Source organism: Streptococcus pseudopneumoniae ATCC BAA-960 = CCUG 49455, assembly GCF_002087075.1.
Classification (GTDB): domain Bacteria; phylum Bacillota; class Bacilli; order Lactobacillales; family Streptococcaceae; genus Streptococcus; species Streptococcus pseudopneumoniae.
This window is the reverse complement of the sequence record NZ_MWSM01000013.1, coordinates 42,884-64,511: the sequence shown is the minus strand read 5'-3', so window position 1 is coordinate 64,511 and position 21,628 is coordinate 42,884. Positions and strand designations below refer to the sequence as shown.

Annotated in this window: 21 protein-coding genes, 1 tRNA gene, 1 pseudogene and 1 riboswitch; of the genes and pseudogenes, 18 read left to right on the top strand and 5 right to left on the bottom strand. The window is 39.7% G+C overall.

The features are described 5' to 3' along the window. Positions 1-62: 62 nt before the first annotated feature. Both phtE and B4W83_RS13295 read left to right on the top strand, forming a co-directional pair. Positions 63-1,450, top strand: a pseudogene (phtE, locus tag B4W83_RS13300) (pneumococcal histidine triad protein PhtE); the annotation flags it as partial. Positions 1,451-1,790: 340 nt separating this feature from the next. Continuing rightward, a complete protein-coding gene (locus tag B4W83_RS13295; RefSeq protein WP_007284789.1) occupies positions 1,791-2,942 on the top strand; it encodes a hypothetical protein in 1,152 nt (383 codons plus the stop codon). Between the two features lie 35 nt (positions 2,943-2,977). Here B4W83_RS13295 and pepT read toward each other — a convergent pair whose 3' ends face one another. Beyond that, positions 2,978-4,201 (bottom strand): peptidase T, encoded by a 1,224-nt coding sequence (pepT, locus tag B4W83_RS03545; protein WP_000222060.1) that lies wholly within the window; start codon positions 4,199-4,201, stop codon positions 2,978-2,980. Positions 4,202-4,354: 153 nt separating this feature from the next. On the opposite strand from pepT, the gene hemH reads away from it, so the two are divergent. Then, the gene (hemH, locus tag B4W83_RS03540; RefSeq protein WP_000709242.1) at positions 4,355-5,449 is read left to right on the top strand and encodes a ferrochelatase; all 1,095 of its coding nucleotides are present in this window, start codon (positions 4,355-4,357) and stop codon (positions 5,447-5,449) included. Between the two features lie 40 nt (positions 5,450-5,489). On the opposite strand, the gene mscL is transcribed toward hemH, so the two are convergent. Further along, positions 5,490-5,867, bottom strand: a complete 378-nt coding sequence (gene mscL / locus B4W83_RS03535) for a large conductance mechanosensitive channel protein MscL (RefSeq protein WP_000916792.1) — start codon at positions 5,865-5,867, stop codon at positions 5,490-5,492. An 81-nt stretch (positions 5,868-5,948) separates the two neighbouring features. Then, a complete protein-coding gene (locus B4W83_RS03530; protein ID WP_000743002.1) occupies positions 5,949-6,380 on the bottom strand; it encodes a GtrA family protein in 432 nt (143 codons plus the stop codon). A gap of 28 nt (positions 6,381-6,408) precedes the next feature. Continuing rightward, positions 6,409-6,505: riboswitch (PreQ1 riboswitch) on the top strand. Here B4W83_RS03530 and B4W83_RS03525 point away from each other — a divergent pair. The 4 genes from B4W83_RS03525 (at position 6,503) to dapA (ending at position 9,595) form a co-directional block, all read left to right on the top strand. Then, the gene (locus tag B4W83_RS03525) at positions 6,503-7,012 is read left to right on the top strand and encodes a QueT transporter family protein (RefSeq protein ID WP_000737071.1); all 510 of its coding nucleotides are present in this window, start codon (positions 6,503-6,505) and stop codon (positions 7,010-7,012) included. It overlaps the preceding riboswitch by 3 nt. 100 nt (positions 7,013-7,112) lie before the next feature. After that, a tRNA-Thr gene (locus B4W83_RS03520) sits at positions 7,113-7,185 on the top strand. A gap of 342 nt (positions 7,186-7,527) precedes the next feature. Further along, complete coding sequence (locus tag B4W83_RS03515) at positions 7,528-8,604, top strand: aspartate-semialdehyde dehydrogenase (protein WP_000542464.1); 1,077 nt, start codon at positions 7,528-7,530, stop codon at positions 8,602-8,604. A gap of 55 nt (positions 8,605-8,659) precedes the next feature. Next, on the top strand, positions 8,660-9,595 hold the full coding sequence (dapA, locus tag B4W83_RS03510; protein WP_000121643.1) for a 4-hydroxy-tetrahydrodipicolinate synthase: 936 nt from the start codon (positions 8,660-8,662) through the stop codon (positions 9,593-9,595). Positions 9,596-9,640: 45 nt separating this feature from the next. Here the strand turns inward: dapA and mnmE are convergent, their stop codons facing one another. Together mnmE and B4W83_RS03500 are read right to left on the bottom strand one after the other, a co-directional pair. After that, the gene (gene mnmE, locus B4W83_RS03505) at positions 9,641-11,014 is read right to left on the bottom strand and encodes a tRNA uridine-5-carboxymethylaminomethyl(34) synthesis GTPase MnmE (protein WP_000632769.1); all 1,374 of its coding nucleotides are present in this window, start codon (positions 11,012-11,014) and stop codon (positions 9,641-9,643) included. A gap of 137 nt (positions 11,015-11,151) precedes the next feature. Then, entirely contained in the window at positions 11,152-11,334 is a 183-nt protein-coding gene (locus B4W83_RS03500) for a 4-oxalocrotonate tautomerase (protein WP_001117401.1), read from the bottom strand. A gap of 122 nt (positions 11,335-11,456) precedes the next feature. Here B4W83_RS03500 and B4W83_RS03495 point away from each other — a divergent pair, with 122 nt between their 5' ends. The 11 genes from B4W83_RS03495 to B4W83_RS03445 all read left to right on the top strand — a co-directional run bounded on the left by B4W83_RS03495 (position 11,457) and on the right by B4W83_RS03445 (position 21,622). After that, positions 11,457-12,047 (top strand): thymidine kinase, encoded by a 591-nt coding sequence (locus B4W83_RS03495; protein WP_000068143.1) that lies wholly within the window; start codon positions 11,457-11,459, stop codon positions 12,045-12,047. Further along, on the top strand, positions 12,044-13,123 hold the full coding sequence (gene prfA / locus B4W83_RS03490) for a peptide chain release factor 1 (protein ID WP_001028801.1): 1,080 nt from the start codon (positions 12,044-12,046) through the stop codon (positions 13,121-13,123). Before B4W83_RS03495 ends, prfA begins: the two co-directional genes overlap by 4 nt. After that, entirely contained in the window at positions 13,123-13,959 is an 837-nt protein-coding gene (gene prmC / locus B4W83_RS03485; RefSeq protein WP_000599420.1) for a peptide chain release factor N(5)-glutamine methyltransferase, read from the top strand. Before prfA ends, prmC begins: the two co-directional genes overlap by 1 nt. Beyond that, positions 13,943-14,545 carry an L-threonylcarbamoyladenylate synthase gene (locus B4W83_RS03480; RefSeq protein WP_000969285.1) on the top strand — a complete coding sequence of 201 codons (603 nt, stop codon included), beginning with the start codon at positions 13,943-13,945 and terminating at the stop codon, positions 14,543-14,545. The genes prmC and B4W83_RS03480 overlap by 17 nt, the downstream gene beginning before the upstream one ends. A 1-nt stretch (position 14,546) precedes the next feature. After that, the gene (locus B4W83_RS03475) at positions 14,547-14,978 is read left to right on the top strand and encodes a GNAT family N-acetyltransferase (RefSeq protein ID WP_000942969.1); all 432 of its coding nucleotides are present in this window, start codon (positions 14,547-14,549) and stop codon (positions 14,976-14,978) included. Positions 14,979-15,040: 62 nt separating this feature from the next. Next, entirely contained in the window at positions 15,041-16,297 is a 1,257-nt protein-coding gene (glyA, locus tag B4W83_RS03470; RefSeq protein ID WP_000575507.1) for a serine hydroxymethyltransferase, read from the top strand. A 7-nt stretch (positions 16,298-16,304) separates the two neighbouring features. After that, a complete protein-coding gene (locus tag B4W83_RS03465) occupies positions 16,305-17,279 on the top strand; it encodes a nucleoid-associated protein (protein WP_000356087.1) in 975 nt (324 codons plus the stop codon). Beyond that, a complete protein-coding gene (pmp23, locus tag B4W83_RS03460; RefSeq protein WP_000476369.1) occupies positions 17,279-17,893 on the top strand; it encodes a cell wall hydrolase Pmp23 in 615 nt (204 codons plus the stop codon). The genes B4W83_RS03465 and pmp23 overlap by 1 nt, the downstream gene beginning before the upstream one ends. Positions 17,894-17,966: 73 nt before the next feature. Next, the gene (locus B4W83_RS03455; protein ID WP_001227752.1) at positions 17,967-18,941 is read left to right on the top strand and encodes a DUF1002 domain-containing protein; all 975 of its coding nucleotides are present in this window, start codon (positions 17,967-17,969) and stop codon (positions 18,939-18,941) included. Between the two features lie 73 nt (positions 18,942-19,014). Continuing rightward, on the top strand, positions 19,015-20,370 hold the full coding sequence (gene rlmD / locus B4W83_RS03450; RefSeq protein WP_000914557.1) for a 23S rRNA (uracil(1939)-C(5))-methyltransferase RlmD: 1,356 nt from the start codon (positions 19,015-19,017) through the stop codon (positions 20,368-20,370). A 529-nt stretch (positions 20,371-20,899) separates the two neighbouring features. Beyond that, a complete protein-coding gene (locus tag B4W83_RS03445; protein WP_000493321.1) occupies positions 20,900-21,622 on the top strand; it encodes a MurR/RpiR family transcriptional regulator in 723 nt (240 codons plus the stop codon). Positions 21,623-21,628: the final 6 nt, after the last annotated feature.

Sequence of the window (21,628 nt, the reverse complement as noted above, 5' to 3'; positions counted from 1 at the left end):
TTGTTTAACCGAGAAAAAAGAAGTTAAGAAAAAGTTTCATCATTTATTGAAATGAGGGATTTATGAAATTCAGTAAAAAATATATAGCAGCTGGATCAGCTGTTATCGTATCCTTGAGTCTATGTGCCTATGGACAAAACCAGCATCGTTCGCAGGAAAATAAGGACAATAATCGTGTCTCTTATGTGGATGGCAGCCAGTCAAGTCAGAAAAGTGAAAACTTGACACCAGACCAGGTTAGCCAGAAAGAAGGAATTCAGGCTGAGCAAATTGTAATCAAAATTACAGGTCAGGGCTATGTAACGTCACACGGTGACCACTATCATTACTATAATGGGAAAGTTCCTTATGATGACCTCTTTAGTGAAGAACTCTTGATGAAGGATCCAAACTACCAACTTAAAGACGCTGATATTGTCAATGAAGTCAAGGGTGGTTGTATCATCAAGGTCGATGGAAAATATTATGTCTACCTGAAAGATGTAGCTCATGCTGATAATGTTCGAACCAAAGATGAAATCAATCGTCAAAAACAAGAACATGTCAAAGATAATGAGAAGGTTAACTCTAATGTTGCTGTAGCAAGGTCTCAGGGACGATATACGACAAATGATGGCTATGTCTTTAATCCAGCTGATATTATCGAAGATACGGGTAATGCTTATATCGTTCCTCATGGAGGTCACTATCACTACATTCCCAAAAGCGATTTATCTGCTAGTGAATTAGCAGCAGCTAAAGCACATCTGGCTGGAAAAAATATGAACCGAGTCAGTTAAGCTATTCTTCAACAGCTAGTGACAATAACACGCAATCTGTAGCAAAAGGATCAACTAGCAAGCCAGCAAATAAATCTGAAAATCTCCAGAGTCTTTTGAAGGAACTCTATGATTCACCTAGCGCCCAACGTTACAGTGAATCAGATGGCTTGGTCTTTGACCCTGCTAAGATTATCAGTCTTACACCAAATGGAGTTGCGATTCCGCATGGCGACCATTACCACTTTATTCCTTACAGCAAGCTTTCTGCCTTAGAAGAAAAGATTGCCAGAATGGTGTCTATCAGTGGAACTGGTTCTACAGTTTCTACAAATGAAGTAGTGTCTAGTCTAGGCAGTCTTTCAAGCAATCCTTCTTCTTTAACGACAAGTAAGGAGCTCTCTTCAGTATCTGATGGTTATATTTTTAATCCAAAAGATATCATTGAAGAAACGGCTATAGCTTATATTGTAAGACATGGTGATCATTTCCATTACATTCCAAAATCAAATCAAATTGGGCAACCGACTCTTCCAAACAATAGTCTAGCAACACCTTCTCCATCTCTTCCAATCAATCCAGGAACTTCACATGAGAAACATGAAGAAGATGGATACGGATTTGATGCTAATCGTATTATCGCTGAAGATGAATCAGGTTTTGTCATGAGTCATGGAGACCACAATCACTACATCAAGGTTCAAACTAAGGGCTATGAAGTAGCCTTGAAAAACAAAATTCCAGCCCTGAAATCCAACTATCAGCCTGGGGCCTTTGATGAGAAAACAGTTTTAGCAAAAGTAGATCAACTTCTTGCTGAAAGTCGAAACGTCTATAAAGACGATCCAATCAAACAAAGACAGATTGAGTTAGTTTTAGGTCAGTTTACTGAAAATATGAAGAAACTAGCAACTAACTAACTCTACAGCAGGTTATCTAAAAACACTTGACCTCTTTGATAAGCAATATATCCATATTGATGAAAGTGTCAAACCTGTTGAAACAAGTGCTTTAGATAAGAAATATCAGGCCTTGATTGATAAAATCAATACGCTAGATACAGATACTTATGGACTTCCTAAGAAAGACCTTCTCGTTCGACTCCAGGAAGCTAAGTTGGCTAAAGATGAGGCTGCTTTAGCAGCGGTTGAATCACAACTTCAAGCTCTTCAAGACTTTAATGACCGTACTGGTGATACAACAGTGGAATACATCAAGTACTTCTATGAGCATGTAAACGATGGTCGTTTAAGTGATGAGCTTCGTAATAAAGTAGCTAATTTGACTTTTACTTTATATCAATCTCAATCCTTCCGTAAGGCTGTGGACTTGAATAAACTGTTCCCAAGCATTTACCAAACAAAACAAGAAGTAGAAGAGGCTTTGAAAAATCAGCCAGCTACTGCAAAAGTAAATGAAACAGTTTTAGATAAAGAAAAAGTTGATAACCAATCTGCTAAGCAAGCGATTTATGAATTTTTGAAAGATCTTTATCCTGATCTTAAAAAAGAAGAATATGTCAATCATGTCAGCAAGGAAGAAGTAGAAAGTCTTTTGAACAAGGCAAATCAACTCTTGGAACAAATCCATGAAGAAGGAATCAGACAATCCTTGGCAGAAGAAGTAGAAAATCTAAAAGCTGCCACAAACAAGGCTGATGCAGACTTGGATGAAGTAAACAGTCAGGTAAAAGATGTTTTGACTCGTATCGCTAGCGCCCTTCAACAAGAAAAGGAAAATGCTGAGCAAGATTCTCAGACACTTGTACTCTATCAAAAACTCTACGATATTCTCATGTCGCTTCACTCTTATTTAGAAAGTAATAATGGTTCTGATGAGGACTTTGATAAAGTGGATGCATTACTAGATCAACTTTCTGCTAAGAGTAAAGACAAAGCAGCTTTACTTGAATTGACAAAAGCTATTCTAGTTTTGAATCACCAAATCCAGTCAAAAGCTAGCGCAAGTGAAGAAACAAGTCCAGCAAGAAATGCTGAAGCAAATGGTGATAACACCAGTGCTGAGAACCAACCAAACGCAACTACAGAATCTAACAGCGAAACTGCTAGCGACGAAAACAAAGCAAGCAACACAAGAGATTCTAAACCTGCTGAATTAACTTCAGAAAAGGGATCAACTGAATCTACAACAAGCACTGGTAATCAAGAAAAAGCAGTAGAATAAACAGAAAGGCGAAGTAGCTGAGCCACCTCGTCTTTTTAGCCTTTATAAGCTACGATGCCAATGATGGTATCAACTGCACGTTCCATAGTCTGAAGGCTAACGTATTCAAAACGTCCGTGCATATTTTCGCCACCTGCAAAGATATTCGGAGTTGGGATTCCCATAAAGGAAATCTTAGAGCCGTCTGTTCCACCCCGGATTGGTTCGATAATAGGCGTGATACCTAGATCTTCCATAACGGCTTTAGCAACGGTAATTGGAGTCATATCTTTTTCAATGACTTCTTTCATATTGTAGTACTGGTCTGTCAAGTTGAGAGTGACACGGTTGCTCCCAAGTTCTTGATTCATCTTATCAGCGATAGATTGCATGGATGCTTTACGCGCTTCAAAGGCATCTTTTTCAAAATCACGAATGATGTAGCTTGCACGCGCCTCCTCAACACTACCTGTCACATCCATTAGATGGTAAAAACCTTGGTAACCTTCAGTTAACTCAGGTCGGTCATTTTCTGGAAGTTGATTATGAAAATCAATTGCTAGCTGAAGGGCATTGACCATCTGCCCTTTGGCAGTACCAGGGTGGACATTACGGCCTTGGAAATGCAATTCAGCACCAGCGGCTGAGAAAGTCTCGTACTGAAGTTCACCTAGTGGACCACCATCAACAGTGTAGGCAAAATCCACATCAAAATCTTCTGCATCAAATTTATTAGCACCAACACCGATTTCCTCATCTGGACCAAAACCAACACGAATCTCACAGTGTTTGATTTCAGGATGAGCAGTCAGATATTCAATAGCTGTCATAATCTCAGCAATACCAGACTTGTCATCAGCACCTAGCAAGGTTGTTCCATCAGTTGTAATGAGCGTTTGGCCTGGATATTTCTCAAGACTCTTGAAGTCGGCTGGATCCAGTTTAAAACCAGAATTTCCAAGTTCAATCACACCACCATCGTAGTTTTCAATTACCTGTGGATTGACTCCTTCAGCATTAAAATCAGCAGTATCCATGTGGGAGATGAAGCCAATCTTACGTGTTAAAGATGGATCATTGGCTGGCAAGGTTCCAATAGCAAAACCATTCGGTAGATAGTAAACATTTTGCAGTCCAACACGTTTCATTTCAGGAATTAGGACATTTGTTGCGAAGTCAACCTGACTCTGTGTACTTGGAGTAGTAGTAGAGTGTTCATCAGAGCGCGTGTTGACCTTAACGTAGGTTAAGAAGCGGTCCAAGAGATTTGGATAAGTCATAAAAAACTCCTTTTGAATTTATTTTTTCCATTGTATCATAGAAAGAAGAGAAAAACAAAAGACAGAAGTTAGGGCAATCTGCTATGTTAGCGTTTACTTATCAGTGGATTCATGATAAAATAAACTTGATAAAAACATCACAAGGAAGCGATTATGAAAAAAGCAATTTTAATGATGACCTTCGGTTCGCCAGAAGAGATTACCTTTGAAGGTGTAGCTGATTTTTTCACAAATATTCGTCGTGGAGTGAGACCTCAAGACCACGAGATTCAGACTCTCTATGATAATTATGTACGAATTGGAGGCACGCCTCTGCAAAAAATTACCCGTCAAGAGGTTGCCTTGGTAGAAGCTAGGCTGGGGAATGAATACAGTGTCTACTTTGCTAATAAGTTTTCCAATCCCTTTATTCCAGATGTGATCGGTCAAATGGAAGCAGACGGAATTGAACAGTGTATTTGTTTGATTTTGGAGCCTCATTATTCTTTCTACTCTGTCATGGGCTATGAAAAATTTTTAGAAAGCAAACAAATTCAATTTTTGGTCATTAAGGACTGGTATCAGGAAGAAGCACTTTTAAACTATTGGGCAGATGAAATTGCTAAAATTTTAAAAGAAGAAGTAAAGCAGGATAGCTTTAAAGTCATCTTTTCAGCCCATAGTGTGCCTATTTTTGCCTTGGATTTTGGAGATCCTTATATCGATCAAATTTTCGAAAATAGCAAGTTAGTTGCTGAAAAACTAGGTTTGAGTTCCGATCAATATACAAATACCTGGCAAAGTGAGAGTGATATTGGGATTCCATGGATTAAGCCAGATGTTTTGGAGTATCTCAGAGAACAGACAGAACATCCAGACCATTATATTTTTGTTCCAATCAGCTTTATCAGTGAGCACATTGAAGTCTTGTTTGATAATGATGTGGAATGTTATGACTTGTGTCAGGAATTTGGGGTAAACTACCATCGTCCACCAATGCCAAATACAGATTCTCGCTTGATTGATGCCTTGGTCAATACAGTTAGAGCCAATGAACATCAAGAGTTTAAGGAATTTCTCCTAGAAGAAGAGACCTTTGATGAGTTAGTTCCTTCAGACGAGACGAAAAACATTTTGGCTGAATCTCAAGATTTACAAATGCCGGAATTTGTGAAAAAACTGATTGAGAAAAAAGGGCGGGAGAATGTTAAGATGCCTTATCTTATCAAGAAGATGCTAGAAAAAGCAGGCAAGTTGCCCAAAGAGTAAAGAAAAAGGATTTAGCTTTGTGCTAGATCCTTTTAATCGATTATTTTTTCTCAAGAAGGGCTTTGATTTCTTGAAGGACTTCCAATTCGGTTGGTTTTTTTTCGTCAGTTTTTTCTTCCTTTATACCAGTCAGTTTCTGTGCTTTTTCAATACCCTTGATAATAAAGAAGAGGGCGGTACCCACAAAGATAAAATTGATAATAGCACTTAAAAAGTTACCATAGCCGACTCCATGCCAAGAAAGTTGAGCGATACGTTCGACTTTAGCAGCTTTCAAAGCGGGATTTAAAATAAGAGGAGTGATAATGTCGTTTACAAGTGAAGTAACGATAGCACCAAAAGCAGAGGCAATGACAACACCGACAGCAAGGTCAATAACATTTCCTCGAAGCAAGAACGATTTTAGATTTTTTAACATACTGTTTTCCTTTCAATGTTTCGTGTTTCATTGTATCCTAAATCATTATAGAAGGCAATTAAAAGGCTCATAAATGGAGCATTATTTTCTAAAAATATAGATCTTGCTCAAGATATAATTGATGATAATAATGAGTATTTGTGCAATTATTGTTTCAATTGCATTTACCTTATCAGGATTTTCGTTTACAAATTGCCCTATGATATGAGGGAATTGAGTTACAAAGAGAAAAGTTAAAAACAAGTCTAACAGAAAAGTAGAAAGGCGGGCAAGAAAAAATTTCACTAAACGGATAAGCCGATTCTTCCTTGCTTGCTTAAATACAAGCCTATCATTTGTGATAAAGGCAAATAGGATACCAAATATATTTGCCAAGGCCGTAGCAAGAAGTTCCTGATGAGTTAGTTGATAAATGACCAATCGCGAGAGAATCGAAACTAGAGTTGTTGCAAGGCCAAAAAAGAGATAGGCTAAGATTTCATTGTTAAAAAATTTTTGAATAGGTTTTTTCATGCTTTAAGTATAGCATAAAGCAGGCTATTGTGCTATACTAGTAAGGTTGAATAAAGCAACCCTTGGTGCTTAGCTTCTTTCACCAAGCATATTACACGCGGATAACCGCCAAAGGAGAAAAAATGAAAAAATTAACTATTCGTGATGTTGCAGATATTGCAATCGTTGCTGCTATTTATGTCGTTTTGACTGTCACACCGCCCCTAAATGCCATCAGCTATGGTGCTTATCAGTTTCGTATTTCAGAAATGATGAACTTTATGGCTTTTTACAATCCCAAGTACATCATCGGAGTTACTATCGGTTGTATGATTGCTAATTTCTTTAGCTTCGGACTACTAGATGTCTTTGTTGGTGGCGGATCAACCTTGGTATTCCTCAGTTTAGGTGTTTGGCTTTTTGCAAAATATAGCAAGGATTACCTCTTTAACGGATTGATTCGAAAAGATCATTTCTTCTTTTCAATCCTCTTTTCAATTTCCATGTTTACCATCGCTGCAGAGTTAAATATTGTAGCAGAATTACCATTTTTCCTTACTTGGTTTACAACAGGAATTGGTGAATTTGCCTCATTGATTATTGGAGCGATTATCATTGGTAAAATTGGTCGTCGAATCGATTTAAGCAAATAGAACAGGACAAGCTAGGTAGCCTTTACCTGGCTTTTTCTTATGGAAAATTTCTAAGAAAACTTGACAAGTTTTTCTGATTATAGTATACTTACTTAAGTAAGCTGATTTAGCTCAGTTGGCAGAGCGCATCCATGGTAAGGATGAGGTCGCCGGTTCAATCCCGGCAATTAGCATGATATGTATAGGGAAACTCTTGAATACGAGAGTTTTTTGTTATACTCGATCGAAAAAATTTCTTATTGACAAAATCAAGTATCTCTAGTAATATAGAATATGCGATGAGTCGATAGGTAGTCTTCGGACTACTATTGAGCATAAGGAGGTCATAACGCAGGAGCGGACCTTGATGAGTTGTGTGAACCTGCTCATCACATGAAGATGCCTCTTAGTCCCTAGTCTAACGACTGGGGATTTTTATTTTCCAAAAAATGATGAAAAAGCTTTGCAATTCATGGAAAAAGTAGTATAATACTTCTATTATAGAAATTTTTAGAAAATTCCGAAAGAGGTTATTTATGGGATATACAGTTGCTGTAGTCGGCGCGACAGGTGCTGTCGGTGCTCAGATGATAAAAATGTTGGAAGAATCAACACTTCCAATCGATAAAATTCGTTTACTTGCTTCTGCACGTTCAGCAGGCAAGACTTTGAAATTTAAAGATCAAGATATTACGATTGAAGAAACGACTGAAACAGCTTTTGAAGGAGTTGATATTGCTCTCTTTTCAGCAGGTGGTTCTACATCAGCTAAGTATGCACCATACGCAGTGAAAGCTGGAGCGGTAGTAGTAGATAATACATCTTACTTCCGTCAAAATCCAGACGTTCCTTTGGTTGTTCCAGAGGTCAATGCTCACGCACTTGATGCCCACAATGGGATTATTGCCTGCCCTAACTGTTCAACAATTCAAATGATGGTGGCTCTTGAGCCAGTTCGCCAAAAATGGGGCTTGGACCGTATCATTGTTTCAACTTACCAAGCAGTTTCAGGTGCTGGTATGGGAGCAATTCTTGAGACACAACGTGAACTTCGTGAAGTCTTGAATGATGGTGTAACCCCACGTGATTTGCATGCCGAAATCTTGCCTTCAGGTGGTGACAAGAAACATTATCCTATCGCCTTCAATGCTCTTCCACAAATTGATGTCTTCACTGACAATGATTACACTTATGAAGAGATGAAGATGACTAAGGAAACTAAGAAAATCATGGAAGATGATAGTATTGCCGTTTCAGCAACATGTGTTCGTATTCCAGTCTTATCAGCTCACTCTGAGTCTGTTTATATCGAAACAAAAGAAGTGGCTCCAATCGAAGAAGTCAAAGCAGCTATCGCAGCCTTCCCGGGTGCTGTTCTTGAAGATGATGTAGCTCATCAAATTTATCCTCAAGCTATCAATGCAGTTGGTTCGCGTGATACCTTTGTTGGTCGTATCCGTAAAGACTTGGATGCTGAAAAAGGAATCCACATGTGGGTTGTTTCAGACAACCTGCTCAAAGGTGCTGCTTGGAACTCAGTTCAGATTGCTGAAACTCTTCATGAACGTGGCTTGGTTCGTCCAACAGCTGAATTGAAATTTGAATTAAAATAGTCATATCGTTTAGGAGTTCAGATGAACTCCTTCTTTGAAATAGAGAGGTGTTTTCATGTCTTATCAAGATTTAAAAGAGTGTAAAATCATCACAGCCTTTATTACCCCCTTCCATCAGGATGGTTCCATCAACTTTGATGCTATTCCAGCCTTGATTGAGCATTTGTTGGCTCATCATACGGATGGAATTCTTCTCGCAGGGACCACTGCTGAGAGTCCAACCTTGACTCACGATGAAGAGTTGGAGTTGTTTGCGGCTGTACAAAAGATTGTCAATGGACGCGTTCCTTTGATTGCGGGTGTTGGTACCAATGATACGCGTGACTCTATCGAGTTTGTCAAAGAAGTCGCGGAATTCGGCGGTTTTGCTGCTGGACTTGCTATTGTGCCTTACTACAACAAACCTTCTCAAGAAGGAATGTATCAGCATTTTAAAGCCATTGCAGATGCTTCTGACCTACCAATTATTATCTATAACATTCCAGGGCGTGTAGTTGTCGAATTGACTCCAGAAACCATGCTTCGCTTAGCTGACCATCCAAATATTATTGGTGTCAAAGAATGTACCAGCTTGGCCAATATGGCTTACTTGATTGAGCACAAGCCAGAAGAGTTCTTGATTTATACAGGTGAGGATGGAGATGCTTTCCATGCCATGAACCTTGGTGCGGATGGGGTTATTTCTGTTGCCTCTCATACAAATGGGGATGAGATGCACGAAATGTTTACTGCCATTGCAAAAAGCGATATGAAGAAAGCCGCAGCTATTCAACGTAAATTCATTCCTAAGGTCAATGCCCTCTTCTCTTATCCAAGTCCTGCTCCTGTCAAGGCAGTTCTTAACTATATGGGATTTGCAGCTGGACCAACTCGTCTACCTCTTGTTCCAGCACCAGAAGAAGATGCCAAACGCATTATCAAGGTTGTTGTAGATGGCGACTACGAAGCGACTAAGGCAACTGTAACAGGTGTCTTAAGACCAGATTACTAATAAGACAATAAAATCCATGACCGCAATAACGAGCATGGATTTTTCTTATTTTCCTAAACAGAATTGGCTAAAGAGTTGGGTGATGAGTTCATCTGGAGCAGCATCTCCAGTGATTTCTCCGAGGATTTCCCAAGTACGAGTCAAGTCAACTTGAAGCAAGTCAACTGGCATCCCTAGTTCAAGACCTTGGTTAACAGCTTGTAGGCTTTCAACTGCTTTTTCAATCAGGGAAATGTGACGAGCATTTGACAGGTAGGTTGCGTCTTGCTCAACCAAACCAGCATTTTCAAAGAAGAGGTTGTTGATTCTCTCTTCAATCTTATCGATATTTTGATTTTTAAGGACTGAAATGCGAATGACATCTTCTGGAAGTTCAGAGGTTTCAATAACTTCTGGCAGGTCAGTTTTGTTAAGGAGAATAATTCGGTTGGTTTCTTGGCTGATTTCTAGGAGTTGGCGGTCTTGGGCGGTTAGTGGTTCACTAGCATTTAACACTAGTAGTACTAGGTCAGCTTCCTTGAGGGCTTTTTTCGAACGCTCGACACCGATTTGTTCAACGATATCATCCGTTTCACGAATACCAGCTGTGTCAATCAATTTTAGGGGAACACCGTTGATGTTGACGTATTCTTCAATGACATCACGTGTCGTACCAGCAATATCGGTTACGATTGCCTTATCTTCACGTAAGAGGTTGTTGAGAAGGCTTGATTTCCCAACGTTGGGGCGTCCGATGATGGCAGTGGAAATTCCTTCACGAAGGATTTTACCGCGACGGGCTGTTCTAAGGAGATTGGTTAGTAATTGTTCAAACTCCATTGTCTTTTCTCGGACCACAGCAGTAGTCGCTTCTTCAACATCGTCATACTCAGGATAGTCGATATTGACCTCGACTTGGGCAAGTGTGTTAAGGATTTCTTGACGGATATTGTTAATAAGGTCAGAAAGTGAGCCGTCTAATTGTTTAACTGCAATGTTCATAGCCTTGTCTGTCTTAGCACGGATGATGTCCATAACGGCTTCAGCCTGAGTCAAGTCAACACGTCCATTTAGGAAGGCACGTTTGGTAAATTCACCAGGTTCTGCCAACCGAGCTCCTTCACGGATAGCTAGCTGGAGAATCTCATTGGTCACCGCAATCCCACCGTGAGTGTTAATCTCGATAATATCTTCACGAGTGAAGGTTTTTGGAGACTTCATGGCTCCAACCATAACCTCGTCCATGACCTTACCATTTTGAGGGTCAACGATGTGACCGTAGTTAAGTGTATGGCTAGCAACCTGACTCAAGTATTTTCCTTTAAAAATCTTTTGCGCAATAGCAAAACTTTCTGTTCCGCTCAAGCGGACAATACCAATAGCCCCTTCACCTAGTGGAGTAGAGATAGCAGCGATGGTATCAAATTCTCGTGTAATCATAATGTTTCCTTTAATCAATAACTCTTTTCTTGGAAATTTTTCCAAGTCTCTTTTCAAATTGTAACAAATTTGAACTATTTCTTCAATGGATGCTACTTGGAGATTGAAAAAGCCTAAGCAATTCTGCTTAAGCTAGCTTATTTAGTACGCATTTCCCCTTGTGGGAAGTAAGTTCCTTCTGGCATGTCGTTGATGATGACATGGACAGCAGATTGAGGGGCTCCAGTGTTGCGGACAACTGCTTCCGTTACTTCCTTAGCAAGAGCTTTCTTTTGCTCGAGCGTGCGTCCTTCAAATAAATCGATGCGTACAAATGGCATAATAGCTTCCTCCACTAGTTTTGATTTCTTCCATTTTACCACATTTTGCCGTTTAAAGCTTCAGAAAATTATGATATACTAGAATGTAGCAAAAATTTAGAAATGGACGTGAAGCAAGAAACATGGCACAGTTGTATTATCGTTATGGGACCATGAACTCTGGTAAAACGATTGAGATTCTCAAAGTGGCCTATAACTACGAGGAGCAAGGAAAAGGTGTTGTCATTATGACCTCGGCTCTGGATACGCGTGACGGTGTTGGCTATGTGTCGAGTCGAATTGGCATGAAACGCCCTGCCCTTGCGATTGAGGAAACAACGGATATCTTTGGCTATATCCGAGACCTACCAGAAAAACCTTATTGTGTTTTGGTCGATGAAGCCCAGTTTCTTAAACGCCACCATGTTTACGACCTAGCTCGTGTTGTGGACGAGTTAGACATACCCGTCATGGCTTTTGGCTTGAAAAATGACTTTCGCAATGAATTGTTCGAAGGTTCCAAATATCTCTTGCTTTTAGCAGACAAGATTGACGAAATCAAGACCATCTGTCAGTATTGCAAGAAAAAGGCGACCATGGTGTTGCGAACACAGGATGGACTGCCCGTTTACGATGGAGAACAGATCCAGATTGGTGGTAATGAAACCTATATCTCGGTTTGCCGTAAACATTATTTTGCCCCTGAAATCAATAAGGAGAATGAAGAAAAATGAACATCTATGATCAACTACAAGCTGTAGAAGACCGTTATGAAGAACTAGGAGAATTGCTGAGTGACCCTGATGTCGTTTCAGACACCAAGCGTTTTATGGAGCTTTCAAAAGAAGAAGCTTCCAATCGTGACACCGTAATAGCCTACCGTGAGTATAAACAAGTCCTTCAAAATATCGTCGATGCCGAAGAGATGATTAAGGAATCAGGCGGAGATGCGGACTTGGAAGAAATGGCCAAGCAAGAACTCAAAGATGCCAAGGCTGAAAAAGAAGAATATGAAGAAAAACTGAAAATTTTGCTCCTTCCAAAGGATCCAAACGATGACAAGAATATCATCCTTGAAATCCGTGGAGCAGCTGGTGGAGACGAAGCGGCACTTTTCGCTGGAGATTTGCTAACTATGTACCAAAAGTATGCGGAAGCCCAAGGTTGGCGCTTTGAAGTCATGGAAGCCTCTATGAACGGTGTCGGTGGTTTTAAAGAAGTGGTTGCTATGGTTTCTGGTCAGTCGGTTTACTCTAAACTCAAGTACGAATCAGGTGCCCACCGTGTGCAACGTGTCCCTGTGACAGAAAGCCAAGGCCGTGTTCATACTTCGACAGCGACAGTTCTTGTTATGCCAGAAGTTGAAGAGGTTGAATACGACATTGATCCAAAAGACCTTCGTGTCGACATCTATCACGCCTCTGGTGCTGGTGGACAGAACGTCAACAAGGTTGCGACAGCCGTTCGTATCGTTCACTTGCCAACCAATATTAAAGTTGAGATGCAGGAAGAACGTACCCAGCAGAAGAACCGTGAGAAAGCCATGAAAATCATCCGTGCGCGTGTTGCTGACCACTTTGCACAAATTGCTCAGGATGAACAAGACGCTGAGCGTAAATCAACAATCGGTACTGGTGACCGTTCAGAACGTATTCGTACTTATAACTTCCCACAAAACCGTGTCACAGACCACCGTATCGGCTTGACTCTCCAAAAACTAGATACTATTTTGTCTGGTAAATTGGATGAGGTTGTGGATGCTTTGGTGCTCTATGACCAAACACAAAAATTAGAAGAATTAAATAAATAATGATATTAGCTCAATTATTTTCAGATTTTGAAGAAGAGTTGATAAGACAAGGAGAGGAAGCTGAAAGCCTCTCTTTTGTCTATCGTGGCCTGAAAAATCTTCCTTTCACAGATTTTGTTTTTGCCCTCCAGAAAGAGGTAACAGAGGAAGAAAAACAATTTGTAAAAGGAATTTTTCAACAGTTAGTAGATCATAAACCAGCACAGTATATCATCGGACAGGCAGATTTTTATGGAATGCAGTTAAAAGTTGATGAGCGGGTTTTGATTCCCCGTCCAGAGACAGAGGAATTAGTCGAGCTTATCCTGGCTGAAAATTCTGAAGAAAATCTTAAGGTCCTAGATATCGGGACAGGTAGTGGAGCTATTGCTCTCGCTCTAGCAAAAAATAGACCAGATTGGTCAGTGACAGCAGCAGATATTTCCCAAGATGCTTTAGATTTAGCTAACGAAAATGCTAAAAATCAAAATCTTCAAATATTTTTAAAAAAATCTGACTGTTTTACAGAAATTTCTGAAAAATATGATATAATTGTTTCCAATCCACCCTATATCTCTCGTGAAGATGAGTCAGAGGTTGGCTTGAATGTTTTGCATTCGGAGCCTCATCTAGCTCTCTTTGCAGACGAGGATGGCCTAGCTATTTACCGTAGAATTGCGGAAGATGCAAAAGACTATCTCAAAGATGGTGGTAAGATTTACCTTGAAATTGGATACAAGCAAGGTCAAAGTGTTCCTGAACTTTTTAGGAAGCATCTTCCTGAAAAACGTGTAAGAACGCTTAAGGATCAATTTGGTCAAGATAGGATGGTTGTGGTTGATGATGGACAGGATTAGGCAAGAGTTGGAAAAGGGTGGAGCTGTTGTTCTGCCTACAGAGACTGTTTATGGTCTTTTTGCCAAGGCTCTAGACGAAAAAGCAGTTAATCATGTATACCAGATTAAACGTCGTCCCAGAGACAAGGCACTCAATCTCAATATTGCCTCTTTAGAGGATATCTTGCACTTTTCAAAGAATCAGCCAACTTATCTTCAAAAACTTGTAGAGACCTTTTTACCAGGTCCCTTGACCATTATTCTCGAAGCTAATGACCGAGTTCCCTATTGGGTCAATTCGGGTCTCGCAACGGTGGGATTTCGGATGCCTAGTCATCCCATCACGCTTGATTTGATTAGAGAGACGGGACCCTTGATTGGGCCGTCTGCCAATATTTCAGGTCAGTCAAGTGGTGTAACCTTTGAACAAATTCTGAAGGATTTTGACCAAGAGGTTTTGGGTCTAGAAGACGATGCTTTTCTAACTGGACAGGATTCGACTATTTTGGACTTGTCTGGAGACAAGGTGAAAATCTTACGCCAAGGGGCCATTAAGCGAGAAGATATTCTTGCTCAGTTGCCAGAGATTTCTTTTGAGGAGGAATGAGATGCTAAGAGATTTAAGAGAAACTGATGTGAACGCTATATGTGAGATCAACCAAGAGGCTTTGGGTTATTCTTTTAGTCCAGAGGACACGGCTAGTCAATTTGCTAGACTATCTCAGGATTCCCATCATTTCCTACTTGGCTATGAGAATGAAGCTAGTCATGCCTTGCTTGGATATGTCCACGCTGAGGTCTATGAATCACTTTATTCTAAAGCAGGATTTAATATTTTAGCTTTAGCAGTTTCACCTCAAGCGCAAGGTCAAGGTATTGGTAAAAGCTTATTACAAGGGTTGGAAGAAGAAGCAAAAAGACGTGGTTATGGGTTTATCCGCTTAAACTCTGCCGATCATCGTCTGGGTGCTCATGCATTTTATGAAAAAGTTGGTTATACTTGTGATAAAATGCAGAAACGGTTTATTCGCATCTTTTAGTTTGATTTTCTAATAAGAAAATTAAACTAATGGACTAGTCACACAATAAAAGGAGAAGACCTATGATTTTTGACAAAGATGATTTTAAAGCATACGATGCTGATCTCTGGAATGCTATTGCCAAAGAAGAAGAACGCCAACAGAATAATATCGAGTTGATTGCTTCGGAAAACGTAGTTTCCAAGGCTGTTATGGCAGCTCAAGGGTCTATCTTGACAAACAAATATGCCGAGGGTTACCCAGGCCGCCGTTATTATGGTGGAACGGATGTGGTAGACGTGGTAGAGACTCTTGCTATTGAACGCGCAAAAGAAATTTTCGGTGCAAAATTTGCTAATGTCCAACCTCACTCAGGAAGCCAAGCCAACTGTGCGGCTTACATGGCCTTGATTGAGCCAGGTGATACCGTTATGGGGATGGATTTAGCAGCAGGTGGACACTTGACCCACGGAGCTCCAGTTAGCTTCTCAGGTCAAACCTACAACTTTGTTTCTTATAGTGTAGATCCTGAAACGGAATTATTGGACTTTGATGCTATATTGAAGCAAGCCCAAGAAGTAAAACCAAAATTGATCGTAGCAGGTGCTTCAGCCTATTCTCAAATTATCGACTTTTCAAAATTCCGTGAAATTGCAGATGCCGTTGGTGCTAAGCTCATGGTAGATATGGCTCATATCGCTGGTTTGGTTGCGGCTGGCCTTCATCCAAGCCCAGTACCATACGCTCATATCACTACAACAACGACCCACAAAACCCTTCGTGGACCACGTGGTGGTTTGATTTTGACTAATGACGAAGAACTTGCTAAGAAAATCAATTCAGCTATTTTCCCTGGTATTCAGGGCGGCCCTTTGGAGCATGTTGTAGCAGCTAAAGCTGTTTCTTTCAAAGAAGTATTAGATCCAGCCTTCAAGGAATATGCTGCTAATGTTATCAAGAACAGCAAGGCTATGGCAGATGTTTTCTTGCAAGACACTGATTTCCGTATCATTTCTGGTGGGACTGAAAATCACCTCTTCCTAGTGGATGTGACTAAAGTTGTAGAAAACGGAAAAGTTGCCCAAAACTTGCTGGATGAAGTCAATATTACCCTAAATAAAAACTCAATCCCTTACGAAACCTTGTCACCATTCAAGACAAGTGGGATTCGTATCGGATCTGCAGCCATTACTGCGCGTGGATTTGGTGAAGAAGAGAGTCGCAAAGTGGCTGAACTCATCATTAAAACCCTTAAGAATGCAGAAAATGAAGCTGTCTTAGAAGAAGTGAGAAGTGAAGTCAAAGTGTTGACAGACGCCTTCCCATTATACGAGGACTAAAACTTTTATGGACATTTATATTAAGAAAGCCATTATTCACCAGTTCAGTCCGGCTGATACCGAGCTGTTCCTAGCGGATAAGCTTCTCAATATTACTCCAAAAATCGAAGAATACCTGCGTAAAAAAATTGAACGTGTGTATTCAGATGAAGCCAAGACTGGGATTTTCGAGGAAGAAAATCCCTTCTTCAATCACATCACAGACGATTTATTGGAGACATCAGTAACACTGGCTAATCTCTGGAAAGAGGAGTTTAGCATTTCTGAAAATCTCAAGACCAATGACTTGATTTTTGTGCAATTGTCTAAAGAAGGTGTGGAACATTTCGCTTTCTTGAGAATTGCCCTGCGTGAGACCTTGACTCACCTCGGAGGAGAAGTTGATAATCCAATCAAGCTGACTCAGAATAACCTGCCTGGATTTGGAACAGGGGCTGATGAGGCCTTGGTGGTTAATCTTCAGAGTCGCAAGTACCATCTGATTGAAAAACGAATCAAGTATAACGGGGCTTTCTTGAACTATTTTTCAGATAATCTTCTTGCTGTCGCTCCTAAGATTTCTCCTAAGAAATCTATCAAGGAATTGGAAAAAACAGCACAGCGCATTGCTGAGACTTTTAACACAGATGATTTTCAATTTCAATCCAAGGTCAAATCAGCGATTTTCAACAACCTAGAAGAAAGCAATGAATTGTCACCAGAGAAACTGGCCAATGACCTTTTTGACAACAATCTGACGGCTCGTTTGAGCTTTATTGACCAAGTCAAAGAAGCCGTACCAGAACCTGTTCAATTTGATGAAATTGATGCCAGTCGCCAATTAAAGAAATTTGAAAATCAAAAACTTTCCTTGTCAAATGGAATTGAGCTCATCGTTCCCAATAACGTCTATCAAGACGCCGAGTCTGTTGAGTTTATCCAAAACGACAATGGAACCTACTCTATCTTAATCAAAAATATCGAGGATATCCAAAGTAAATAATGTTTAAACGAATTCGAAGAGTGCTTGTACTAGCAGTCTTCCTTTTTGCTGGATATAAAGCTTACCGCATTCACCAAGATGTTAAGCAAGTTATGACCTATCAACCCATGGTGCGAGAAATCTTGAGTGAAAAAGACACCCCAGCAAACGAAGAGCTTGTGCTCGCTATGATTTATACCGAAACAAAAGGAAAAGAAGGCGACGTCATGCAGTCTAGTGAGTCTGCCAGTGGTTCCACCAACACCATAAATGATAACGCCTCTAGCATTCGGCAAGGCGTTCAAACTCTGACAGACAATCTCTATCTGGCCCAGAAGCAGGGTGTTGATGTCTGGACGGCTGTTCAAGCCTATAATTTTGGACCAGCCTATATCGATTTTATCGCCCAAAATGGCAAGGAAAATACCTTGGCTCTGGCCAAACAGTACTCTCGTGAGACTGTTGCTCCCTTGCTTGGTAATACCACTGGAAAGACTTATAGTTATATTCACCCTATTTCCATTTTTCACGGTGCTGAACTTTATGTAAATGGAGGAAACTATTACTATTCTAGGCAGGTTCATCTTAACCTTTACATCATCAAATGTTTCACTCTCTTTTCAACATCTGGCTAATCCAGGTGTTTTTGTTATAAGTTTTCTTTAAGATAGATATATTACTCTAAAAAGGTAAAGGAGGGAATTCCCTATGAGAAAGAAACTCTTTCTGACCAGTGCTGCGGTCTTGTGGGCAGTAACAGCTATGAATAGCGCCCATGCAGCAACAGATGTTCAAAAAGTTATCGATGAAACCTATGTTCAACCTGAATATGTCCTAGGTTCATCATTGTCTGAAGATCAAAAAAATCAAACCCTTAAAAAACTAGGCTACAATGCCTCAACAGACACCAAAGAACTCAAGACCATGACACCTGATGTCTATTCTAAGATTATGAATGTGGCCAATGACTCTAGCTTACAATTGTATTCATCAGCCAAGATTCAAAAACTAGGTGACAAGTCGCCACTTGAGGTCAAGATTGAAACACCAGAGAACATCACTAAGGTGACTCAGGATATGTACCGAAATGCAGCAGTAACCTTGGGTGTGGAACATGCTAAAATCACTGTAGCAGCCCCTATTCCAGTTACAGGTGAGAGTGCTTTAGCAGGGATTTATTATTCGCTAGAAGCTAATGGAGCCAAGGTGCCACAAGCCAACAAAGATTTGGCTCAAGAAGAGCTAAAGGCTTTGTCCGATATCAATGCTGAAAACAAGGACAAAACAGGCTATGATGCTAATAAATTAAACGTTGCCTTAGCAGATATTAAGTCAGGACTCGCCAAAGCTAAAGAAAGTAAGGGAAATCTGACAGAGGAAGATGTCCGTAAAATTGTTGAAGATACCTTGAAAAATTACAAACTTGATCAGGTTATAACAGGAAACCAAATCAATATCATCATCAATTTTGCTTTGAATCTCTCAAAAAGTGATATTCTTAGCAATACAGACTTCACTAAAACTCTAAATGACCTTAAACAAAGTATTGTTTCACAAGCTGGCGACAGTTTTAAAAATATCAACCTTAACTTTGATGCTGATAAGGCGCTAGAGGACGGTGGGAACTTCTTAAGTTCCCTCTGGCAAGCCATTGTCAACTTCTTCAAGAGTTTTGGTTCTTAAGAAATTTCATGGTATAATAGATGGTAACCCTAACGTTGCCGTCTTTTTTGTCGGCCAATAGAAAGAGAAAATAATGTTAAAGAAAAATGATATTGTAGAAGTTGAGATTGTTGACTTGACCCATGAAGGGGCAGGAGTTGCCAAGGTGGATGGTTTGGTATTTTTTGTTGAGAATGCTTTACCGAGTGAAAAAATCCTTATGCGTGTCCTCAAGGTTAATAAAAAGATTGGTTTTGGGAAAGTTGAAGAATACCTTGTCCAATCACCACACCGTAATCAAGATTTAGATTTGGCTTACCTGCGTTCAGGAATCGCGGATTTAGGTCATCTTGCCTATCCAGAACAGCTCAAGTTTAAAACCAAGCAAGTCAAAGACAGTCTATATAAGATTGCTGGAATTGATGATATAGAGGTTGCTGAAACTTTAGGTATGGAAAATCCAGTCAAGTACCGTAACAAAGCACAGGTCCCTGTTCGTCGAGTGAATGGTGTTTTGGAAACAGGATTTTTCCGTAAGAATTCCCACGACCTCATGCCTTTGGAAGATTTCTTTATACAAGATTCTGTGATTGATGAGGTAGTAGTAGGTCTACGTGACTTGCTACGTCGTTATGATTTGAAACCTTATGATGAAAAGGAACAATCTGGCTTGATTCGAAATCTTGTGGTGCGTCGTGGGCACTATTCAGGGCAAATCATGGTCATTTTGGTGACAACTCGTCCCAAAGTTTTTCGTGTTGACCAATTGATTGAACAAGTCATCAAGCAGTTTCCAGAGATTGTGTCTGTTATGCAAAATATCAATGACCAGAACACTAATGCTATTTTTGGTAAGGAATGGCGTACGCTTTATGGACAAGATTTTATCACTGACCAGATGTTGGGAAATGACTACCAAATCGCTGGCCCTGCCTTTTATCAAGTCAATACTGAAATGGCTGAAAAACTTTATCAAACAGCTATTGACTTTGCTGAATTAAAAGAAGATGATGTGGTCATTGATGCCTATTCTGGTATCGGGACGATTGGTATTTCTGTTGCGAAACACGTCAAGGAAGTCTATGGTGTTGAAGTAATTCCAGAAGCGGTTGAGAATAGTAAGAAGAATGCTCAACTGAACAATATTTCAAATGCCAACTATGTCTGTGACACAGCTGAAAACGCCATGAAGAATTGGCTTAAAGATGGAATTCAACCAAGCCTTATCCTAGTTGATCCACCAAGAAAAGGACTCACCGAGAGTTTTATCAAAGCTAGTACCCAAACAGGAGCTAACCGCATCGCCTATATCTCATGTAATGTCGCAACCATGGCGCGTGATATCAAACTCTACCAAGAATTGGGATATGAATTGAAGAAAGTCCAGCCGGTTGATCTTTTTCCGCAGACGCACCACGTGGAGTGTGTTGCTCTGCTCGTAAAAACCTAGAAACCTTTGAATGAAAGGGATAACGAAAAGCCTTGATTGCAAGGCTTTTTGTATTGGCGTGGGGAAGTATCAGAGTGAGAAAATTTTTGGAATGAATAGAAGTGATAGCTAGAAATTATCAGTTTCTATTTCCATTTACCCTGTGGGTACGTGTTTGTTTCCATTGACAAGGAGATTGTGGGAATAGAAACGTCCACACCTTACATATCTCCAGAATGGGCGATTGAAATTGATACAATTTAATAGAGATAAGCTCTTGTTATGTTTCTTTTAAGTCAATTAACTAACAATACTCAAAGTATGCTCAAAAATATGATATAATCTAGGACATAAGGCAATACTGTTTTAAAGTATTTTCTCTTAACCATGTCTCGTTAGACAAATCTGATTCGTCTGGTTTTCTAATAGATTTTAATGCTGACTTGGTTTTATAGCCATTATGCTCTCCATTATTTTAGTGTGGAACACTTTGGTTATTAGTTTTTTGTTACATTGTAAGCAAATCAATAGAGATAGAAAAAGGAATTATATGTTTAGTTATGAGGTTGTAGCAAGTTTTAACGACTTAGAAAATGCTATTTATACAACTATTTTAGAAAATGAAAATATATCCTCTATGACAATCAAGGAATTGGCCCAACTTGCACATGTATCAGTTGGAACCGTACAACGATTTTGCAAGCATCTAGGATTTGATGGATATAGCCATTTTAAGATTGCTTATAAAGAATATTTAAAAAATGAGCAAATTATTTTAAACAATCAAAACAATCATTCTTTGAAGCTATTCATTGATTATACTGAGCAAGATACTTTTTTGCAGCTGATTATGGAGGCTGTGGCAATCTTAAAGAAAGTTGAACAGATTGTTTTTGTCGGAATTGGTTCCTCTGGAACTTTAGGTCGATATGGAGCGCGCTATTTTTCAAATATTGGCAAATTTAGTATGTGTATTGAAGATCCTTGGCAACCAGTGCTACAAAACAGTATGGAAAAAACTTGTGTCATTGCCTTATCCGAATCTGGTGAGACTTCTCAAACATTGAAAATTGTACAAAAATTAAAGGAAAAAGGTTGTCCAGTTATTGCCATCACAAATACATTGGAATCAACATTGTCAAGGCTATCTGATTGCTCCATAACCTATCATGTTCCTCAATTATTTTTAAATGGGTTTAATATTACGACGCAGGTACCTGTTATTCTTATTATTGAAATGTTAATGAAACAACTATATACTACAAAAGCATAAGGGTGT